This window comes from Paenibacillus sp. GCM10028914 (assembly GCF_042666275.1).
Taxonomy (GTDB): Bacteria; Bacillota; Bacilli; order Paenibacillales; family Paenibacillaceae; genus Paenibacillus_AQ.
On record NZ_JBHTFO010000005.1, the window covers coordinates 15,261 to 34,107 of the forward strand.

Consider the following 18,847-nt stretch of genomic DNA (forward strand, 5'->3'; position numbering starts at 1 on the left):
CTAATCAACCAACTTCGTCAATATTTCCATACCGTCCTCGGTCACTGCTACTGTATGTTCAAAATGAGCACACAGTGAACCATCAACCGTAACGACTGTCCAATTGTCTTCCAGCGTCTTAACATTACGCTTACCGGCATTGACCATCGGCTCAATCGCCAGTACCATACCAGGTTTGAGTCTTGGTCCCCGGTCAGGAATGCCATAGTTCGGAATTTGCGGATCTTCATGCAGATCGGTGCCCACACCATGACCAACATACTCTCGGACAACAGAGAACCCTGCATCCTCGATATAACGCTGTATGGCATGAGAGATTGTAAACAAGCGGACATCTGGTTTGATTAGCGCAAGTCCGGCAAATAGAGAACCTTCAGTAACATCCAGCAAACGCTGGGCTTCTTCGGTAATCTTCCCTACAGGGTAGGTCCATGCCGAGTCACCGTGGTAACCCTCATACTGTGCACCGATATCAAACGTAACGATATCGCCTTCGATTAATTTGCGTTTGCTTGGAAATCCATGCACCAATTCTTCATTAACTGATGCGCAAATGCTGGAAGGAAATCCGTTGTAGCCCTTAAAAGACGGCAAAGCGCCTTGGCTGCGAATGAAACGGTCGGCCATTTGATCCAATTCCCCGGTTGTAATACCGGGTTCAATGTGAGCAGAAAGGAGTTTGTGGCATTCAGCCACAATCCGTCCTGCTTCTCTCATCAAGCCCAGTTCCTTTTCGGATTTACAAATGATCATTACACTTAACCTCGCAGTACGGACGCAATTTCATCTGAAACCGCGCCGATTTCCTGATCACCATCGATTTGACGCAGAAGACCTTTATTCTCATAAAACGTGAGGAGTGGTGCAGTTTTGTTGATATATTCGTCCAAGCGAATGCCTACGCTCTCTTCGTTGTCGTCGGAGCGCTGATACAATTCACCGCCGCATTTATCACAAATGCCTTCCTGTTTAGGCGGGTTGAAGATCACATGATAAGTTGCGCCGCAATTCTTGCAGATGCGTCGTCCAGTAAGACGAGCCATCAGTTTCTCACGGTCAACTTTCAGGTTGATAACATGATCAAGACGAGTATTCAAGCGGGCCAGAATATCATCCAGCGCTTCCGCTTGCGAAAGGGTTCTTGGAAAACCGTCCAATAAAAAACCTTTTTCGCAATCGGACTGCTGCAGTCGTTCAGCCACAATACCGATTGTCACATCATCAGGTACCAACAGACCTTGATCCATGAATTCTTTCGCTTTAATCCCAATGGGAGTTCCTTGTTTAATCGCCAAACGAAACGCGTCGCCTGTAGAAATATGAGGAATGCCGAATTCATTAACAATGTTCTCTGCTTGTGTTCCTTTACCTGCCCCAGGAGGGCCCATGAATAAGATGTTCACCTTAGTCCCTCCTCCTGCCTATAGTAAGAACAGCACAATAGGTGCCGGAAGTAGAATAGACCACTAACCGGAACCTATCGACTATTTATTAATAAATCCTTTGTAATGACGTTTGATCAATTGGCTTTCGATCTGCTTCATCGTATCCAGTGCAACACCGACTACGATCAGCAAGGATGTACCACCGATTTGAACCGTACGCGGAAGGCCTGCAAGCGCTCCGAAGAATACAGGAAGAACTGAAATGACAGCCAGGAACAATGCTCCTGTCATTGTCAAACGGGTCATAACCCGAGTCAGATACTTCTCAGTAGCTTTACCAGGACGAATACCTGGAACATAGCCACCATTCTTCTTCATGTTGTCAGCCATCTGATTCGGATTCATCTGCACGAATGTGTAGAAGAAGGTGAAACCAATAATCATAACGACATAGAGGACCATACCCAGTGGCTTATCATACGCAAGGTTAGTGGTTACCCACTTGGCCCATGGTAGATCAGCCCAGAAGCTTGCAAGAATAACAGGGAATTGAAGTAACGACATTGCAAAGATAACCGGAATGACGCCAGCGCCATTGATTTTCAATGGAATGTGTGTGTTCTGCCCACCGTACATCTTGTTACCTACAACACGCTTAGCGTATTGTACTGGGATTTTGCGGATACCTTGCTGGATAAATACAACACCTACTACGATCAAGACGAGTACCAGAAGGATAATAATAGCCTTCAGAATATTCAAGAAAGTCTGACTATCTTGAATGAAGTTCGACTCAATTGTTGTACGGATATGCATTGGAATTCCCGCAGCGATACCTGCAAAGATAATAATTGAAATACCGTTACCGATTCCACGTTCCGTGATCTGCTCGCCGAGCCACATCAAGAATGATGTACCTGCAGTAAGAACGATCGCAATAACGAGGTAATCAACGAAGGTAGCATTCGGAATCATCTCAGTTCCATAAAGACGGTTAAAACCGATCGACATACCGAAAGCCTGAATCAAGCCCAACACTACCGTACCATAACGGGTGACTTGAGCCAACTGCTTTTTACCGTGTTCCCCTTGTTTGGCCCATTCCGCAAATTTCGGAATGACGTCCATCGACAGTAACTGTACGATAATGGACGATGTAATATATGGAAAGATCGAGAGAGCGAAAATCGAGAATTGTTGAAGTGCGCCTCCCGAGAACGTGTTGAGAAGTCCAAACAATTCGTTTCCTGCCTGATTTGACTGAGTAAAGACATCTTTATTTACACCAGGAACTGGTACAAACGATCCGATACGGAAGATGATCAGTACAAACAGGGTGAACAAAATACGTTTACGGAGATCATCGACACGCCATATATTTTTCAGGGTCTTAAACATTAGATCACCTCGGTTTTACCGCCGGCAGCCTCGATCTTCTCTACCGCAGATTGAGAGAACTTATTAGCTTTTACAGTCAATTTCACGGTAACTTCACCGTTGCCAAGAATTTTGATGCCGCTCTTCGTATTGTTTACGATTCCGCTCTCGACCAAAACTTCTGGAGTTACTTCAGTACCTGCTGCAAAGCTGTTCAGTTCTTCGATGTTCACAATCGCGTACTCTTTCCGAGTTGGATTCACAAAACCACGCTTCGGCAGACGACGATACAGCGGGTTTTGTCCGCCTTCGAAGCCTGGACGAACACCACCGCCTGAACGGGAGTTTTGTCCTTTGTGACCTCGACCTGATGTTTTACCCGTACCGCTACTTGGTCCGCGTCCAACGCGTTTGCGCTCTTTGCGGGAACCAGGTGCTGGGCTCAGCTCATGTAACTTCATCGTTCGTTGCACCTCCTTAATGTATCCGGGATAATCCCGGGACTAACCTTCGATTTCTTGAACAGAAACCAGGTGATTTACCTTCTTGATCATTCCGCGAATGGCTGGATCGTCGTTATGAACCACAGATTGGTTGATTTTACGCAATCCAAGTGTTTTCACGGTCACACGCTGATCTTCCGGACGTCCGATCACGCTGCGCACGAGGGTGATTTCAAGTTTAGCCATGAGATTCCCTCCTTAACCCAACAGCTCTTCGACGGATTTGCCGCGAAGCTTGGCAACTTCTTCAACACGCTTCAGACGGGACAAACCTTCCAAAGTCGCATTGACCATATTCATGGAGTTCGAAGAACCTAGAGATTTTGTCAAAATGTCGCCTACGCCAGCCAGTTCAAGTACTGCACGAACTGGTCCGCCGGCAATAACTCCGGTACCTTCTGATGCTGGCTTCAAAAGAACTCGGCCTGCACCAAAATGACCTGTAACGAGGTGAGGAATTGTTGTTCCAACCAATGGAACATGAATCAGGTTTTTCTTGGCATCTTCGATGGCTTTGCGGATTGCATCCGGTACTTCGCCAGCTTTACCAATACCTGCTCCAACCCAACCTTTTCCATCACCGACAACTACCAGTGCACTAAAGCTGAAACGGCGTCCGCCTTTTACAACCTTAGCAACGCGGTTAATATTTACAACTTTTTCAGTCAGTTCTAAAGTGTTAGGATCTACACGCAAGTCGTTTACCTCCTTTTGAAAATGTCTTAGAATTCAAGGCCTGCTTCGCGAGCTGCTTCAGCCAGCGCTTGAATACGTCCATGATACAAATATCCACCACGATCGAATACGATCGATTTATAACCTTTGTCTGCTGCACGTTTTGCAACGAGCGCGCCGACTTTACGAGCGGACTCAACGCTACCGCCGTTTTTGATGTCGCCGCTCAATTCTTTATCCAATGTAGAAGCCGATGCTAAAGTCACGCCGGCCACGTCATCGATCAGTTGAGCATAGATGTGTTTCGAAGAACGGAACACATTCAGACGTGGACGCTCTGCAGTGCCTTGAATTTTCTTACGCACGCGCAGGTGTCTTTTCAAACGAGCTTTATTCTTGTCTTGTTTCGTGATCATGCTTCCCTTTCACTCCCTTCAGTTTTGCCTTAACAGCTTCACTTTAAGACTCATGGGGTAAGTAAGGACAAACAGGTTAGCGAGCCACCCGGGTAACCCGAAGATCGCTACCTTATTTCTTCTTACCGGCCTTACCTTCCTTACGAATGATGCGTTCGCCTTCGTACTTAATACCTTTACCTTTGTATGGCTCAGGCTCACGTACGGAACGAATTTTAGCAGCGTATGCACCTACGCGCTCTTTATCGATTCCTTTAACGATGATCTTCGTGTTGGTAGGTACTTCGAATTCAATACCTGCTTCCGGTGTAATTTCAACCGGATGGGAGTAACCCACGTTCAGAACGATTTTGTCGCCAGATTTGCTTGCGCGGTATCCGACACCAACCAATTCAAGGTTTTTAACGAATCCTTCAGTCACGCCGCTTACCATGTTCGAGACAACGCTGCGGGTCGTGCCGTGAAGAGAACGATGAGTTTTGTTGTCGGAAGGCCGAACAACACTAATTTCGTTGTTTTCAACTGTAATTTGCATATCTTTATGCAATTCACGAGTCAGGGTACCTTTAGGGCCTTTTACCGTGATTACAGAGTTATCGAGTGTGACTTCCACACCGCTTGGGATTGCAATTGGTTTACGACCAATACGGGACATTCATTGCACCTCCTATCTTGTGACGTTTATTACCATACGTAGCAGAGAACTTCTCCGCCGGCTTTGGCTTGACGAGCTTCTTTGTCGGTCATAACTCCTTTAGATGTGGAGATGATCGCGATACCCAGACCGCCGAGAACACGTGGCACTTCATTGCTCTTCGTGTAAACGCGAAGACCTGGTTTACTGATTCTTTTCAGACCTGTGATGACACGTTCGTTGTTGGAACCATATTTCAAGAAAACACGAATGATCCCTTGTTTGTTATCTTCCACAAATTCCGCATCACGGATGAAACCTTCACGCTTCAAGATATCAGCGATTTGTTTCTTAATCGTCGAAGCAGGCATTTCTACCGTTTCGTGACGCACAGTGTTAGCGTTACGAATACGAGTAAGCATATCTGCAATTGGATCGGACATAGTCATGTGTGGTAAACCTCCTTCCCGGTTATAAACTTCTTACCAGCTTGCTTTTTTCACGCCAGGAATCTGGCCTTTATAAGCTAATTCACGGAAACAAATTCTGCAAATTTTAAACTTCTGCAGTACCGAATGTGGACGACCACAACGCTCACAACGGGTATAAGCCCGCACCTTGAACTTAGGTGTGCGTTGTTGTTTAACTTTCATCGAAGTTTTTGCCACTTAGCCTGACACCTCCTAAATAGTTTCGGAGAAACCGTCTTATTTCGCGAAAGGCATACCCAGTTGAGTAAGCAATTCACGGGACTCTTCGTCAGTTTTAGCCGTTGTAACGATAACGATATCCATACCACGAACTTTGTCTACTTTATCATACTCAATCTCAGGGAAGATGAGTTGTTCTTTCAAACCGAGCGTGTAGTTACCACGTCCGTCGAAAGCTTTAGTAGATACGCCATGGAAGTCACGTACACGTGGAAGAGTAACGTTGAACAACTTGTCGAGGAAGTAATACATACGCTCACCGCGCAGTGTTACTTTAACACCGATTGGCATATTCTCACGCAATTTGAATCCGGCGATGGATTTCTTTGCACGAGTGATAACTGGCTTTTGACCAGCGATCAGCTGCATGTCGTTAACCGCGGAATCAAGAACTTTTGAGTTAGCTACAGCGTCACCTACACCCATGTTGATGACTACTTTCTCAATTTTAGGAACTTGCATTACCGTTTTATAGTTGAACTTCTGCATCAAAGCAGGAGTAACCTCGTTAAGAAAACGTTCTTTCATTCTGATTGCCATGATTCAGGGACCTCCTTTCTTCACTTCTATTTATCGATTGATTCTCCGGATCTTTTAGCGATGCGGACTTTCTTACCGTTGTCCAGCACTTTGTAACCGATACGGGTTACTTTTCCGCTTTTAGGATCAACGTGCATCACGTTTGATACATGGATCGGAGCTTCTTTCTCGATGATACCGCCTTGCGGGTTTAGTTGGTTAGGCTTCTGATGCTTTTTGATCATGTTTACGCCTTCCACCAAAACGCGGTTCTCACGAGGATATGCTGCGATGACACGGCCTTTTTTGCCTTTGTCTTTACCGCTGATCACAATAACTGTATCGTCTTTTTTAACGTGCAATTTATTGTTATGGGATTCCAGAACTTTTTTCACTCTAGGCATTCGTTACACCTCCTGGGGCTTGACTGGGCAAGCATAACTTATCTCAATCATACCGATTAGATTACTTCCGGAGCCAAGGAAACGATTTTCATGAAGTCTCTCTCGCGAAGTTCGCGAGCAACTGGTCCGAAAATACGAGTTCCACGTGGGCTTCTGTCTTCTTTAACAACTACCGCTGCGTTTTCGTCAAATGAAATGTAAGATCCGTCTTTACGACGAACGGAACGCTTCGTACGAACGACAACCGCTTTAACTACATCACCTTTTTTGACAACGCCGCCTGGTGTTGCTTGTTTGACGGAGCATACGATCAAATCACCGATCTGAGCTGTACGGCGACCTGTACCACCCAATACGCGGATACACATCAGTTCCTTCGCACCGGAGTTGTCGGCAACAGCCAAACGAGTAAATGGTTGAATCATTGAAATTTCCTCCTTTCGGAAAAGCTGATTACATCTTTAGATGATTACCGCTTTCTCTACAACTTCAACCAGTCTCCAGCGCTTGTCTTTGGAGAGCGGACGAGTTTCCATGATCTTAACGGTATCTCCGATTTGAGCCGTGTTGTTCTCATCATGCGCTTTAAATTTTTTGGTGTATTTAATGCGCTTGTGATACAAGTTATGCTTCTTATAAGTTTCAACAGCTACAACGATGGTTTTATCCATTTTGTCACTGACGACTTTACCAATTTGCACTTTACGTGCATTGCGTTCTTCGCTCATTGATTTGGCCTCCTTCCTGAATTCAGACGGCACCGTCTGCTTCATTAACTAATCCCAAGTTCTCTTTCACGGATAACGGTTTTAGCACGAGCTATTTCTTTGCGCACGTCACGAATCCGAGTCGGATTATCAAGCTGGCCTGTAGCCAATTGAAAACGGAGATTAAAGAGTTCTTCTTTAAATCCGGCGATTTTTTGTTCGATTTCTGCAGTGGTTAAGTTGCGCAGTTCATTAGCTTTCATTTGCTTCACCACCCACTTCTTCACGTTTCACAAACTTCGTTTTAACAGGCAGCTTGTGAGCGGCGAGACGCATCGCTTCGCGGGCGATTTCCTCAGACACGCCTCCAAGTTCAAACATAATCTTGCCTGGTTTTACAACTGCAACCCATTTTTCAACATTACCTTTACCACTACCCATCCGCACTTCGAGAGGCTTTTGAGTAATCGGCTTGTCTGGGAAAATTTTGATCCAAACTTTACCACCACGACGAATGTAACGAGTCATCGCGATACGCGCAGCTTCGATCTGACGGTTCGTGATCCAGCCTGGTTCCATTGCTTGCAAGCCGAATTCGCCGAAGTTCAGTTCAGTACCGCCTTTTGCCCGACCTTTCATATGGCCGCGCTGTTGTTTGCGGTGTTTTACACGTTTTGGTACCAACATGATTAGTTGCCTCCTTCCTGAGCAGCTTGTTTCTTAGCCGTAGGAAGAACCTCTCCACGATAGATCCATACTTTCACGCCGATACGGCCGTAAGTCGTATGCGCTTCTGCTGTACCATAGTCGATGTCTGCACGAAGCGTATGAAGTGGAACAGTTCCTTCACTGTAGCCTTCCGTACGAGCAATCTCGGCACCGCCAAGACGTCCGCTAACGGATGTTTTGATCCCTTTCGCTCCAGAGCGCATAGTTCTTTGAATTGCTTGTTTCAAAGCACGACGGAAAGAAACACGACGTTCCAGTTGTTGTGCAATGCTTTCAGCTACAAGAATAGCGTCCATTTCAGGGTTCTTAATTTCAGAGATGTTGATGTGAACCTTCTTGCCGCCTGCGATTTTAGTCACTTGACCACGCAGTACTTCAACTTCTGAACCACCTTTACCGATAACCATACCTGGTTTCGCAGTGTGGATCGTCACGTTCACACGATTAGCCGCTCTCTCGATTTCAATACGGGATACAGCGGAGTCTTTCAATTTATTTTTCAGGTATTCACGGATTTTAACGTCTTCCAGCAAAAGATCACCGAAATCTTTGCCTGCATACCATTTGGATTCCCAATCACGGATAATACCGATACGGAGTCCTACTGGATTTACCTTTTGGCCCACACGTTTTCCCTCCTTATTTTTCAGCTACCACCAAAGTAATGTGGCTGGTGCGTTTGTTGATCCGGCTTGCACGTCCCATCGCGCGAGGGCGGAAACGTTTCATCGTCGGACCTTGGTTGACGTAAACTTGGCTTACGACCAACTTACTAACATCCATTGAGTAGTTATGCTCAGCATTTGCGATTGCTGAGTTCAAGAGCTTCTCCACAACTGGAGATGCAGCTTTCGGAGTGTGACGAAGAATCGCGATCGCTTCACCAACTTGCTTACCGCGGATCAAGTCAACAACCAGTTGAGCTTTACGAGGAGCAATCCGAATCGATCTTGCATGTGCTTTTGCTTCCATTGTTTAACCTCCTCTCAAACAAAGAGCTTTATTAATTAACGTCTTGTTTTCTTATCGTCTTCGTGACCTTTGTAAGTACGTGTTGGAGCGAATTCGCCCAACTTGTGACCCACCATGTCTTCCGTTACATATACAGGCACGTGCTTACGGCCATCGTATACGCCGAATGTGTGACCGATAAATTGCGGGAAAATTGTGGAACGACGGGACCATGTTTTGATCACAGCTTTTTTACCGGATTCGTTCATGTCCTCCACTTTTTTGAGCAGATATCCATCAATAAAAGGTCCTTTTTTCAAACTACGGCTCATATAGTAATCCTCCCTTCACCAAATTATCTCGTAATCCACAGCCTTACACGAAGTTATGCACAACGTGTATTACTTCGTGCGGCGGCGAACGATATATTTGTCAGAAGCTTTTCCTTTTTTACGAGTCTTAGCACCAAGGGTAGGTTTACCCCAAGGAGACATAGGCGATTTACGTCCGATAGGAGCGCGACCTTCACCACCACCGTGAGGGTGATCGTTAGGGTTCATTACAACACCACGTACTTCAGGACGTTTACCAAGCCAACGACTACGACCAGCTTTACCGATCTTGATCAGCTCGTGGTCTCCGTTACCTACAGAACCAATTGTAGCACGGCAAGTTTTCAGAATGTGACGAACTTCACCGGAAGACAAACGTACAGTTACGTACTTATCTTCTTTACCGAGAAGCTGTGCTTCTGTACCAGCAGCACGAACCAATTGTCCGCCTTTACCTGGTTGCAATTCGATGTTGTGGATAACTGTACCCACTGGAATGTTCTCCAAAGGAAGAGCATTACCAATTTTGATGTCAGAACCAACACCAGAAACGATTTGGTCTCCAACTTTCAGTCCTTTAGGAGCGATGATATAACGCTTTTCGCCATCCGCATAGTGGATCAGAGCGATGTTAGAAGTACGGTTCGGGTCATACTCGATCGTAGCAACGCGACCTGGAATGCCATCTTTCGTACGTTTGAAGTCGATAATACGGTATTTACGTTTGTGTCCGCCGCCATGGTGACGAACCGTAATTTTACCTTGGTTGTTACGTCCAGCTGTTTTGCTCAGCGGCGCAAGCAACGATTTCTCCGGCTGATTCGTAGTAATTTCTTCGAAAGTAGACACGGACATATTACGACGAGCCGGGGTTGTCGGTTTATACTTTTTAATAGGCACTGAATTTTCCCTCCTTACTCAGAAATTTCTTATTCCACCGATTCAAAGAACTCAAGCGGTTTGCTGTCAGCTGTCAAAGTTACGATAGCTTTCTTCCATTCTGTAGTGTAACCAGAGTGGCGGCCATAACGCTTCAGCTTTCCAGGAACACGCATTGTATTCACGTTCGATACTTTTACTTTAAAAATGGATTCAACGGCTTGTTTAATCTCGGTTTTGTTAGCACGAATATCTACTTCAAAAGCATATTTCAGTTCCGCCATGTAGTCGGCTGTACGTTCCGTGATTACCGGGCGCTTGATTATATCGCGAGGATCCTTCATTACGCGAGCACCTCCTCTACCTTCTGAACTGCTTCCTTCGTAATGATCAATTGATCGTACGTCAGCACATCAAGAACATTAATGCCGTCTGCCGCTACGAATTTCACTCCAGGAATATTACGAGCGGAAAGGGCTACATTATCATCATAGCTAGGAGCAACGATCAGAGCTTTGCGTCCAACCTTAAGGTTACTCAAGATGTTAGCGAACTCTTTCGTTTTTGGCGCGTTAAGCGTCAATTGATCCAGTACGATAATCGCATTGTCAATCACTTTGGAAGACAAAGCGGATTTGATCGCCAAACGACGAACTTTCTTAGGCAGTTTGATGGAGTAGCTACGTGGAGTTGGTCCAAATACTACGCCGCCGCCTTTCCATTGTGGTGAACGGATCGAACCTTGACGGGCACGACCAGTACCTTTTTGTTTCCAAGGCTTACGTCCGCCGCCGCGTACTTCAGAACGTCCTTTGACTTTATGAGTACCACGACGCAGAGAAGCGCGTTGCAGCAATACTGCGCTATGCAGAACGTGCTCATTCGGCTCGATGCCAAATACCGCATCGTTCAATTCAACTTCGCCAACTTGGCTACCGTCGATATTTAAAAGTGCTACTTTAGGCATTGATTGTTCCTCCTTTCTTTAGGCGATTATTTTTTCACCGTTTCTTTAATTTGCACAAGACCTTTTTTAGGGCCAGGAATTGAGCCTTTTACAAGCAGTACGTTGCGTTCAACGTCTACTTTAACAATTTCAAGCTTCTGGATTGTAACCGTTTTGTGGCCCATGTGACCTGGCAGACGTTTTCCTTTAGGAACACGGTTAGCTTGGATCGAACCCATGGAACCAGGACGACGGTGGTAACGAGAACCGTGAGACATAGGTCCACGACTTTGTCCCCAACGTTTGATTACACCCTGGAAACCTTTACCTTTAGAAATACCAGTTACGTCAACATATTCGCCTTCCGCGAAGATATCAGCCTTCACTTCTTGACCAACCTCGACACTCGCGAGGTCAACACCGCGAATTTCTCGAACGTAGCGCTTAGGTGCAGTATTTGCTTTTTTAGCATGTCCTGCTTCTGGTTTGTTAGCGTTATTCTCTTTCTTGTCGGAGAAACCGATTTGTACAGCTTCATAGCCATCGTTCTCCAGGTCTTTCTTTTGCAAAACAACACAAGGACCTGCTTCGATAACCGTTACAGGAATTACATTACCTTCAGCGGTAAATACTTGAGTCATTCCGAGTTTTCTCCCTAAGATACCTTTCATGTTGACACCTCTTTTCTCTTCAATAATTCATTATTCTAATCTTACAATTTAATTTCGATATCTACACCGGACGGCAGGTCCAAGCGCATCAAGGCATCCACAGTTTGTGGAGTCGGGTTAACGATGTCGATCAAGCGCTTGTGTGTACGCATCTCGAACTGTTCCCGAGAATCCTTATACTTGTGTACCGCACGGAGAACTGTAATGATTTGTTTTTCAGTTGGCAGCGGGATCGGACCGGAAACACCAGCACCCGAACGTTTTGCTGTTTCAACAATTTTCTCAGCGGATTGATCAAGAATTCTGTGGTCGTATGCTTTCAAGCGAATACGAATTTTTTGCTTTGCCATTTTATTCCCTCCTTCTATCGCCCAATTTAGTATCGGACATACTCCGTGAAAATTTTCTGGACACCTGCCTCATGGCAAAGGGGCCGGGTGTGTCAGTAACCTCTCACATCATCGCAACGTCGCAGAACAACATTCATTATTATATAGAAAAGATAGGCGCAATGCAAGTGTTTAATTATAAAAGATATTTTCCTTGTATTTGAGACCTCTCCATATAATAGAACAAACAAATAGCACACTCAAATGAATGTGCTTAATAGATCAAATACATTACATTTTCTCCGTCACCGATATAAATTCATTAGCAGATGCTGCCGCCTCTGCGGTTGCTTCTCCTATTCCGCCTATGGTTATCGTAAGATTCCTCATTTCTTGTTCTGCATTTATTATTTCATCTGTGCTTGCTTGTACAGATTGAAGTATTTCATTAAATAGTGTACTCGTCTCCGCTGACTGCACCCGTCCCTGATGAGTAAGAGCCTGTACATGTTTGATGGATTCAACAACTTTTGTAGTAAGATCTCTTGAGTGTTTAACAAAATCAGCTATGCGTACAACGGTGTTTCGAGTGTCCTCTGATAATCGACTAACTTCAGAAGCAACAACTGCAAAACCTCTACCCTGTTCGCCGGCACGCGCAGCCTCTATTGTGGCGTTCAGAGATAGTAGTTTAATCTGGGAAGCAATTTCCGATACACTATCCACAATCATATTGATTTGTTTTGATGAACTATTAAGTTCTTGTACAGCCATTTGCATTTCATTGGTACTTTCATCAATTTGATTAATTCGAACTTCCAGCTCAGATATTCGCTCTTCCCCAGCTTTGGCATAGTTAATTGATCCAAGTGCTGTCTTCGTTGTGCGATTAAACGAATCACTAACTTCACTGCCACTGGCGATTAACTTCTCTAAAGCCTCATTTATATTCAAATTCAAATCCGCTAATTGATTAACAAACATAGCAATTTTGTATTTTAGTTCATTTTTTACGACTTCATACTGTTCCTGCTTCTCTTTCATATTTTCCTTCTCATAAGCATCAAGAACCAGCTGCTGTTCCAAACTAAGTAGTTTCGTTACGGTCCGTACAATATTTAGTCTTTCTTCCTCATGATCACTTTCATGGTATATGACTCTCACAAACTCATTCTGAAGATTCTGAAAAGCGGAGAGATACCATTTCGGTTCGAGTCCTACCGCTTTATGTACTTGTGCGATCCGCAGTCTTTTTGACACATACGCTTCATTCACTTCACCATTAAAGATCTCTAATAAATGATCTCGAAGTGTTCGTTTTAAACGATCTATTGTACTATGCCTTATAATTGTTTCCCTTAATTTCTCTACATCAACGACTGATTGATAAAACGCCTCTGTAATCGCATCCATGTTCTCTTCCATTCGCGGCCGAATTTTACGTAGTAGCATCAGATCGTCTTCCGTCAAACCAATCATTCTCATTTGCTCATTTAACTCTGTCGCATCTTCTAATTGAAGATACTTTTTTTTCAGGTTCATTTCATTTGTGTTTGTTGAAGTCGACGCATTTGTTTTCTTCAAGAATGAAAAAGGACATTTCATTATTCCTGTCTCTCCTCAAGTGACAAAATGCCACCTTTTTATGTTATACAAACTATATACATGATTGTAATAACTAAAAAAAAGAAAGTAAAGGAATTATTCAACCTTGGGAACGTTTTGTGAGCGAATTGTGTCAGTTCATAAAAATATAAAAAAACAGGGCCCGATCAAAGATCGGACCCTGTTTACCGTTACATCACAATGTTGCTCGTTACAGTACAATGTTGCTATATTCGAGGCTCTAAAGCCTAAATTACTTAATGATTGTTGCTACGGAACCAGCACCAACGGTACGGCCACCTTCACGAATGGAGAACTTAGTTCCTTCTTCAATCGCGATTGGGGAAATCAGGCTAACTGTTACCGTGATGTTGTCACCAGGCATAACCATTTCGGAACCTTCAGGAAGGTTGATTACACCAGTTACGTCCGTAGTACGGAAGTAGAACTGTGGACGGTAGCCAGTGAAGAAAGGCTTATGACGTCCGCCTTCTTCTTTGCTCAGTACGTAAACTTGAGCAGTAAATTCTGTGTGAGGTTTAACAGAACCTGGCTTGGACAATACTTGTCCACGCTCGATTTGGCTACGATCTACACCACGAAGCAATGCTCCGATGTTGTCACCAGCTTGAGCGGAATCCAGCAATTTACGGAACATTTCAACGCCCGTAACAACGGATTTCTTAGTTTCTTCAGCGATACCAACGATTTCGATTTCTTCACCAACTTTGATAGTACCACGCTCTACACGACCTGTAGCAACGGTACCACGACCAGTGATGGAGAATACGTCCTCAACAGGCATCAAGAAAGGCTTGTCAGTGTCGCGCTCTGGCAATGGGATGTACTCGTCGATAGTTTTGAACATTTCAACGATTTTTTGTGCCCATTCGCCTTCTGGGTTTTGCAGAGCTTCACGAGCGGAACCACGAGTGATCGGAGTGTCGTCGCCAGGGAAGTCATACTCGTTAAGAAGGTCGCGAACTTCCATTTCAACCAATTCCAAGAGCTCTTCGTCTTCAACCATGTCGCATTTGTTCAAGAATACAACGATGTAAGGAACGCCTACTTGACGGGACAACAGGATGTGCTCACGAGTTTGCGGCATTGGGCCGTCAGCTGCGGATACAACCAGGATTGCGCCGTCCATTTGAGCAGCACCAGTGATCATGTTTTTAACATAGTCAGCGTGACCTGGGCAGTCAACGTGTGCATAGTGACGAGTATCAGTTTCATACTCTACGTGGGAAGTAGAGATTGTGATACCGCGCTCGCGCTCTTCTGGAGCTTTGTCGATTTGGTCGAAGGACATAGCTGCACCACCGTAAGTTTTGGACAATACACTTGTGATAGCAGCAGTCAGAGTAGTTTTACCATGGTCAACGTGACCGATAGTACCGATGTTAACGTGGGGTTTCGTACGTTCGTATTTAGCCTTTGCCATTTGAACAATTCCTCCTTAAGGGGATATATATGTTTAGGCTGGACTCAAGAATCGGGATTCTTATCCCGCCCTAAGTCCAGCAGGAAAAACGGTATTACTCTCCGCCTTTAACTTTGGACACGATTTCTTCGGAGATATTCTTAGGAACTTCTTCGTAGTGGGAGAGTTCCATTGAGAACACACCGCGTCCTTGTGTACCGGAACGAAGTGTAGTAGAGTAACCGAACATTTCGGAAAGAGGTACTTTGGAACGGATAATTTGAGTACCACCACGGGAATCCATACCTTCGATCCGTCCACGGCGGGAGTTCAGCATACCCATTACATCGCCCATGTATTCCTCAGGCACAGTAACTTCTACTTTCATGATTGGCTCAAGCAGGACAGGCTTACACTTGTCTTTAGCTGCTTTAAGTGCCATGGAACCAGCGATTTTAAACGCCATTTCGTTGGAATCGACATCATGGTATGAACCGTCAACGATTGTAGCTTTAACGTCAACAAGCGGGAAGCCGGCAAGTACACCGTTCTTCATTTGCTCTTCAATACCCTGTTGTGCAGGTCCAATATATTCTCTCGGTACAGAACCACCGACAACTTTGCTGTCGAATTGGTTACCGCTACCTGGTTCCAGAGGTTCGAACTCAACCCATACGTGACCGTATTGACCACGACCACCGGATTGACGAACGAATTTACCTTCAACACGTGCTGGTGCACGGAAGGTTTCACGGTAAGCTACCTGTGGTTTACCCACGTTGGTTTCTACCTTGAACTCACGACGCATACGGTCGATGATAACGTCCAAGTGAAGCTCACCCATACCTGCCAGGATCGTTTGGCCAGTTTCCTCGTCAGTATGAGCACGAAGAGTTGGATCCTCTTCAGTCAACTTACCGAGAGCCACGCCCATTTTATCTTGGTCAGCTTTGGTTTTTGGTTCAACTGCGATTTCGATAACCGGATCAGGGAAGTTCATGGACTCGAGAATAACTGGATTCTTCTCATCACATAGTGTATCACCTGTACTAGTATCTTTCAAACCTACAGCAGCAGCGATATCACCGGAGAATACTTCAGTGATTTCTTGACGGCTGTTAGCGTGCATTTGAAGGATACGTCCGATACGTTCGCGTTTGTTTTTCGTTGCATTCAGTACGTAAGAGCCGGATTGCAGAACACCGGAATACACACGGAAGAACGTAAGTTTACCAACATAAGGGTCTGTCATGATTTTAAATGCCAATGCAGCAAACGGCGCTTCGTCGGATGATGGGCGCTCAACTTCTGAGCCATCTTCCAAGTGACCTACGATGCTAGCTACATCAGTAGGAGCTGGCAAGTAATCGATAACAGCGTCCAGCATAAGCTGAACCCCTTTGTTACGGTAAGAAGAACCACAGATTACTGGGAAGATCTTAACTTCTACAACACCTTTACGAAGAGCTGCTTTGATCTCATCAATTGAGATCTCTTCACCTTCAAGGTACTTCATAGTCAATTCTTCATCAAGTTCTGCTACCTTCTCAATCAACTCATTACGAAGTTCTTCAACTTGATCTTTGTATTCCGCTGGAATTTCGGTTTCTTCGATATTTTGTCCAAGGTCATCTTTATAAATAAATGCCTTTTCCGTAATGATATCGATGATACCAACGAAGTCTGCTTCAGCACCAATTGGAAGCTGAATAGCTACCGCGTTAGCTTGCAGACGCTCTTTCATGTCTTTAACAACATTCAGATAGTCGGCACCGATAATGTCCATTTTGTTTACGTATGCGATCCGTGGTACACCGTAACGGTCAGCTTGTCTCCAAACCGTTTCGGATTGAGGCTCAACGCCCTCTTTCGCACTAAATACACCTACTGCCCCATCCAATACACGAAGGGAACGTTCAACTTCTACTGTGAAGTCAACGTGCCCCGGGGTGTCGATAATATTAACGCGGTGACCCTTCCAAGAAGCGGTAGTAGCGGCGGAAGTAATCGTGATTCCGCGTTCCTGCTCTTGCTCCATCCAGTCCATAGTAGCGGAACCCTCGTGGGTTTCACCAATCTTATGAGTACGTCCTGTGTAGAACAAAATCCGTTCTGTAGTGGTCGTTTTACCAGCGTCAATATGCGCCATAATCCCGATATTACGTGTATTTTTCAAGGAGAACTCTCTTGTCGCCATGCGAATAGTCTCCCTTCAAAATTAAAGTATAAATTAGTTGCTGAATCCTACCAACGGTAGTGAGCAAACGCTTTGTTCGCTTCAGCCATTTTGTGTGTATCTTCACGTTTTTTAACGGAAGCACCAGTGTTGTTGGAAGCATCGATAATCTCAGCTGCCAAACGCTCTTCCATAGTCTTCTCACCGCGGTTGCGGGAGTAGTTTACGAGCCAACGTAATCCTAGGGATGTACGTCTTTCTGGTTTTACTTCGATAGGTACTTGGTAGTTAGCACCGCCGACACGGCGAGCTTTAACTTCCAGAACCGGCATGATGTTCTTGATGGCTGCTTCAAATACTTCCATTGGGTCATTACCCGTACGTTCTTGGATAATATTGAATGCGTTATAGAGAATGCTTTGAGCAACACCTCTCTTACCATCCAGCATGATGCGGTTGATCAGACGTGTAACGAGCTTGCTGTTATACACCGGATCCGGCAGCACGTCTCTTTTAGTAACTGGACCTTTGCGTGGCATGGATATCCCCCTTTCTTCAATCATGTCATTTCAACATGTACTATAAATTAGCTCTTCGCTTTAGGACGCTTAGCGCCGTATTTCGAACGAGCTTGCATACGGTTGTTCACACCAGCGGTATCAAGTGCACCACGAACGATGTGATAACGTACTCCCGCAAGGTCTTTTACTTTACCTCCACGGATCAAAACAACACTGTGCTCTTGCAAGTTATGTCCGATACCTGGAATATAAGCAGTAACCTCGATGCGGTTTGTCAAACGAACACGAGCATATTTACGAAGCGCTGAGTTCGGTTTACGTGGAGTCATTGTGCCTACACGAGTACACACACCGCGTTTTTGCGGAGCACTGAGGTTAGTATCCTCACGTTTCAAAGCGTTGAATCCTTTTTGCAGTGCCGGTGACTTCGATTTGTAAACTTTAGCTTGACGGCCCTTACGAACCAGTTGGTTAATTGTTGGCATGCTGCCACCCCCTTCCTATATTTCTCATCCTCATATGAACCGTTTTAAGTCCACAGACCCAGGCGGTTCATAAAAAGACAAATGAAAAGTTTTTGCCGCGAGAAGAACCCTCCTCCAACAAAAACAGTTCGTACTCATTGTTTTAAGACTGCTACCATTGCTGCACCGACTTCGATGCCGCAGGCCTCTCCGAGTGCTCTCATTGTAGGCACATACGTAATATCTACACCATGCTTATCGCATAGAGCTATGATTTTTGAAGTCAAACGCTGGTCGCAATCTTCAGCTACATAAACTTCAGTAGCTTGGCCCAATTCTACGGCCTTCATTGTTTGTTTGGTGCCGATTTTAACATGAGCATCCTGTAATCCTTTATCATTAACCACTGGAAATTCCTCCAAAAGAACAAGGATAAAGCTACTACTCACGCACCTTTGCTATATTAGCATCTGCTTTAAATGATGTCAAGC

General features: G+C 45.0%; 30 protein-coding genes. All 30 read right to left on the reverse strand.

The genetic code is table 11. The features are described 5' to 3' along the window. On the reverse strand, nucleotides 1-753 hold the full coding sequence (map, locus tag ACFQV5_RS04225; RefSeq protein ID WP_379244002.1) for a type I methionyl aminopeptidase: 753 nt from the start codon (nucleotides 751-753) through the stop codon (nucleotides 1-3). A 5-nt stretch (nucleotides 754-758) separates the two neighbouring features. Further along, complete coding sequence (locus tag ACFQV5_RS04230) at nucleotides 759-1,403, reverse strand: adenylate kinase (protein WP_379244004.1); 645 nt, start codon at nucleotides 1,401-1,403, stop codon at nucleotides 759-761. 81 nt (nucleotides 1,404-1,484) lie between these two features. Continuing rightward, nucleotides 1,485-2,783: a preprotein translocase subunit SecY gene (secY, locus tag ACFQV5_RS04235; RefSeq protein ID WP_379244006.1), complete on the reverse strand. Its 1,299-nt coding sequence runs from the start codon at nucleotides 2,781-2,783 to the stop codon at nucleotides 1,485-1,487. Beyond that, a complete protein-coding gene (gene rplO / locus ACFQV5_RS04240) occupies nucleotides 2,783-3,223 on the reverse strand; it encodes a 50S ribosomal protein L15 (protein WP_379244008.1) in 441 nt (146 codons plus the stop codon). The genes secY and rplO overlap by 1 nt, the downstream gene beginning before the upstream one ends. A gap of 42 nt (nucleotides 3,224-3,265) precedes the next feature. Further along, nucleotides 3,266-3,451 carry a 50S ribosomal protein L30 gene (gene rpmD, locus ACFQV5_RS04245; protein WP_379244010.1) on the reverse strand — a complete coding sequence of 62 codons (186 nt, stop codon included), beginning with the start codon at nucleotides 3,449-3,451 and terminating at the stop codon, nucleotides 3,266-3,268. 12 nt (nucleotides 3,452-3,463) lie between these two features. Further along, a complete protein-coding gene (rpsE, locus tag ACFQV5_RS04250) occupies nucleotides 3,464-3,961 on the reverse strand; it encodes a 30S ribosomal protein S5 (protein ID WP_379244012.1) in 498 nt (165 codons plus the stop codon). A gap of 26 nt (nucleotides 3,962-3,987) precedes the next feature. Continuing rightward, a complete protein-coding gene (gene rplR, locus ACFQV5_RS04255; RefSeq protein WP_379244014.1) occupies nucleotides 3,988-4,356 on the reverse strand; it encodes a 50S ribosomal protein L18 in 369 nt (122 codons plus the stop codon). 112 nt (nucleotides 4,357-4,468) lie between these two features. Next, nucleotides 4,469-5,011 carry a 50S ribosomal protein L6 gene (gene rplF, locus ACFQV5_RS04260; RefSeq protein WP_379244016.1) on the reverse strand — a complete coding sequence of 181 codons (543 nt, stop codon included), beginning with the start codon at nucleotides 5,009-5,011 and terminating at the stop codon, nucleotides 4,469-4,471. A 29-nt stretch (nucleotides 5,012-5,040) separates the two neighbouring features. Continuing rightward, nucleotides 5,041-5,439 (reverse strand): 30S ribosomal protein S8, encoded by a 399-nt coding sequence (gene rpsH, locus ACFQV5_RS04265; protein ID WP_007132557.1) that lies wholly within the window; start codon nucleotides 5,437-5,439, stop codon nucleotides 5,041-5,043. 33 nt (nucleotides 5,440-5,472) lie between these two features. Beyond that, nucleotides 5,473-5,658 carry a type Z 30S ribosomal protein S14 gene (locus ACFQV5_RS04270; RefSeq protein ID WP_013312154.1) on the reverse strand — a complete coding sequence of 62 codons (186 nt, stop codon included), beginning with the start codon at nucleotides 5,656-5,658 and terminating at the stop codon, nucleotides 5,473-5,475. Nucleotides 5,659-5,697: 39 nt separating this feature from the next. Next, nucleotides 5,698-6,240: a 50S ribosomal protein L5 gene (gene rplE, locus ACFQV5_RS04275; RefSeq protein ID WP_379244019.1), complete on the reverse strand. Its 543-nt coding sequence runs from the start codon at nucleotides 6,238-6,240 to the stop codon at nucleotides 5,698-5,700. 26 nt (nucleotides 6,241-6,266) lie between these two features. Continuing rightward, nucleotides 6,267-6,623: a 50S ribosomal protein L24 gene (gene rplX, locus ACFQV5_RS04280; RefSeq protein ID WP_379244021.1), complete on the reverse strand. Its 357-nt coding sequence runs from the start codon at nucleotides 6,621-6,623 to the stop codon at nucleotides 6,267-6,269. Nucleotides 6,624-6,679: 56 nt separating this feature from the next. Beyond that, nucleotides 6,680-7,048: a 50S ribosomal protein L14 gene (gene rplN / locus ACFQV5_RS04285; protein ID WP_054956056.1), complete on the reverse strand. Its 369-nt coding sequence runs from the start codon at nucleotides 7,046-7,048 to the stop codon at nucleotides 6,680-6,682. A gap of 36 nt (nucleotides 7,049-7,084) precedes the next feature. Next, nucleotides 7,085-7,351: a 30S ribosomal protein S17 gene (gene rpsQ / locus ACFQV5_RS04290; protein ID WP_036589437.1), complete on the reverse strand. Its 267-nt coding sequence runs from the start codon at nucleotides 7,349-7,351 to the stop codon at nucleotides 7,085-7,087. Nucleotides 7,352-7,395: 44 nt separating this feature from the next. Continuing rightward, nucleotides 7,396-7,593, reverse strand: a complete 198-nt coding sequence (gene rpmC / locus ACFQV5_RS04295) for a 50S ribosomal protein L29 (protein ID WP_007132561.1) — start codon at nucleotides 7,591-7,593, stop codon at nucleotides 7,396-7,398. Next, nucleotides 7,583-8,017, reverse strand: a complete 435-nt coding sequence (gene rplP / locus ACFQV5_RS04300) for a 50S ribosomal protein L16 (protein ID WP_379244024.1) — start codon at nucleotides 8,015-8,017, stop codon at nucleotides 7,583-7,585. Before rplP ends, rpmC begins: the two co-directional genes overlap by 11 nt. A gap of 2 nt (nucleotides 8,018-8,019) precedes the next feature. Beyond that, nucleotides 8,020-8,685 carry a 30S ribosomal protein S3 gene (gene rpsC / locus ACFQV5_RS04305; protein ID WP_054956059.1) on the reverse strand — a complete coding sequence of 222 codons (666 nt, stop codon included), beginning with the start codon at nucleotides 8,683-8,685 and terminating at the stop codon, nucleotides 8,020-8,022. A gap of 13 nt (nucleotides 8,686-8,698) precedes the next feature. Continuing rightward, nucleotides 8,699-9,031 (reverse strand): 50S ribosomal protein L22, encoded by a 333-nt coding sequence (rplV, locus tag ACFQV5_RS04310; protein ID WP_379244026.1) that lies wholly within the window; start codon nucleotides 9,029-9,031, stop codon nucleotides 8,699-8,701. 35 nt (nucleotides 9,032-9,066) lie between these two features. After that, a complete protein-coding gene (gene rpsS, locus ACFQV5_RS04315) occupies nucleotides 9,067-9,342 on the reverse strand; it encodes a 30S ribosomal protein S19 (RefSeq protein ID WP_379244028.1) in 276 nt (91 codons plus the stop codon). A gap of 69 nt (nucleotides 9,343-9,411) precedes the next feature. Next, on the reverse strand, nucleotides 9,412-10,242 hold the full coding sequence (rplB, locus tag ACFQV5_RS04320) for a 50S ribosomal protein L2 (RefSeq protein ID WP_379244030.1): 831 nt from the start codon (nucleotides 10,240-10,242) through the stop codon (nucleotides 9,412-9,414). A gap of 29 nt (nucleotides 10,243-10,271) precedes the next feature. After that, the gene (gene rplW / locus ACFQV5_RS04325) at nucleotides 10,272-10,565 is read right to left on the reverse strand and encodes a 50S ribosomal protein L23 (protein ID WP_379244032.1); all 294 of its coding nucleotides are present in this window, start codon (nucleotides 10,563-10,565) and stop codon (nucleotides 10,272-10,274) included. Then, nucleotides 10,565-11,188 carry a 50S ribosomal protein L4 gene (rplD, locus tag ACFQV5_RS04330; RefSeq protein WP_379244034.1) on the reverse strand — a complete coding sequence of 208 codons (624 nt, stop codon included), beginning with the start codon at nucleotides 11,186-11,188 and terminating at the stop codon, nucleotides 10,565-10,567. Before rplD ends, rplW begins: the two co-directional genes overlap by 1 nt. A gap of 26 nt (nucleotides 11,189-11,214) precedes the next feature. Continuing rightward, nucleotides 11,215-11,838 (reverse strand): 50S ribosomal protein L3, encoded by a 624-nt coding sequence (gene rplC, locus ACFQV5_RS04335; RefSeq protein ID WP_379244036.1) that lies wholly within the window; start codon nucleotides 11,836-11,838, stop codon nucleotides 11,215-11,217. 41 nt (nucleotides 11,839-11,879) lie between these two features. Next, a complete protein-coding gene (gene rpsJ / locus ACFQV5_RS04340) occupies nucleotides 11,880-12,188 on the reverse strand; it encodes a 30S ribosomal protein S10 (protein WP_006037947.1) in 309 nt (102 codons plus the stop codon). A gap of 270 nt (nucleotides 12,189-12,458) precedes the next feature. Further along, the gene (locus ACFQV5_RS04345) at nucleotides 12,459-13,751 is read right to left on the reverse strand and encodes a protoglobin domain-containing protein (RefSeq protein WP_379244039.1); all 1,293 of its coding nucleotides are present in this window, start codon (nucleotides 13,749-13,751) and stop codon (nucleotides 12,459-12,461) included. A 274-nt stretch (nucleotides 13,752-14,025) separates the two neighbouring features. Beyond that, on the reverse strand, nucleotides 14,026-15,216 hold the full coding sequence (tuf, locus tag ACFQV5_RS04350; protein ID WP_379244041.1) for an elongation factor Tu: 1,191 nt from the start codon (nucleotides 15,214-15,216) through the stop codon (nucleotides 14,026-14,028). Nucleotides 15,217-15,310: 94 nt separating this feature from the next. Then, nucleotides 15,311-17,392, reverse strand: coding sequence for an elongation factor G (gene fusA, locus ACFQV5_RS04355; protein ID WP_379244043.1), 2,082 nt, complete (start codon nucleotides 17,390-17,392; stop codon nucleotides 15,311-15,313). Nucleotides 17,393-17,439: 47 nt separating this feature from the next. Further along, entirely contained in the window at nucleotides 17,440-17,910 is a 471-nt protein-coding gene (rpsG, locus tag ACFQV5_RS04360; protein ID WP_046680956.1) for a 30S ribosomal protein S7, read from the reverse strand. 47 nt (nucleotides 17,911-17,957) lie between these two features. Then, complete coding sequence (gene rpsL / locus ACFQV5_RS04365; protein WP_054956068.1) at nucleotides 17,958-18,377, reverse strand: 30S ribosomal protein S12; 420 nt, start codon at nucleotides 18,375-18,377, stop codon at nucleotides 17,958-17,960. A 134-nt stretch (nucleotides 18,378-18,511) separates the two neighbouring features. Then, a complete protein-coding gene (locus ACFQV5_RS04370; RefSeq protein WP_379244046.1) occupies nucleotides 18,512-18,763 on the reverse strand; it encodes a ribosomal L7Ae/L30e/S12e/Gadd45 family protein in 252 nt (83 codons plus the stop codon). Between the last annotated feature and the right edge of the window lie 84 nt (nucleotides 18,764-18,847).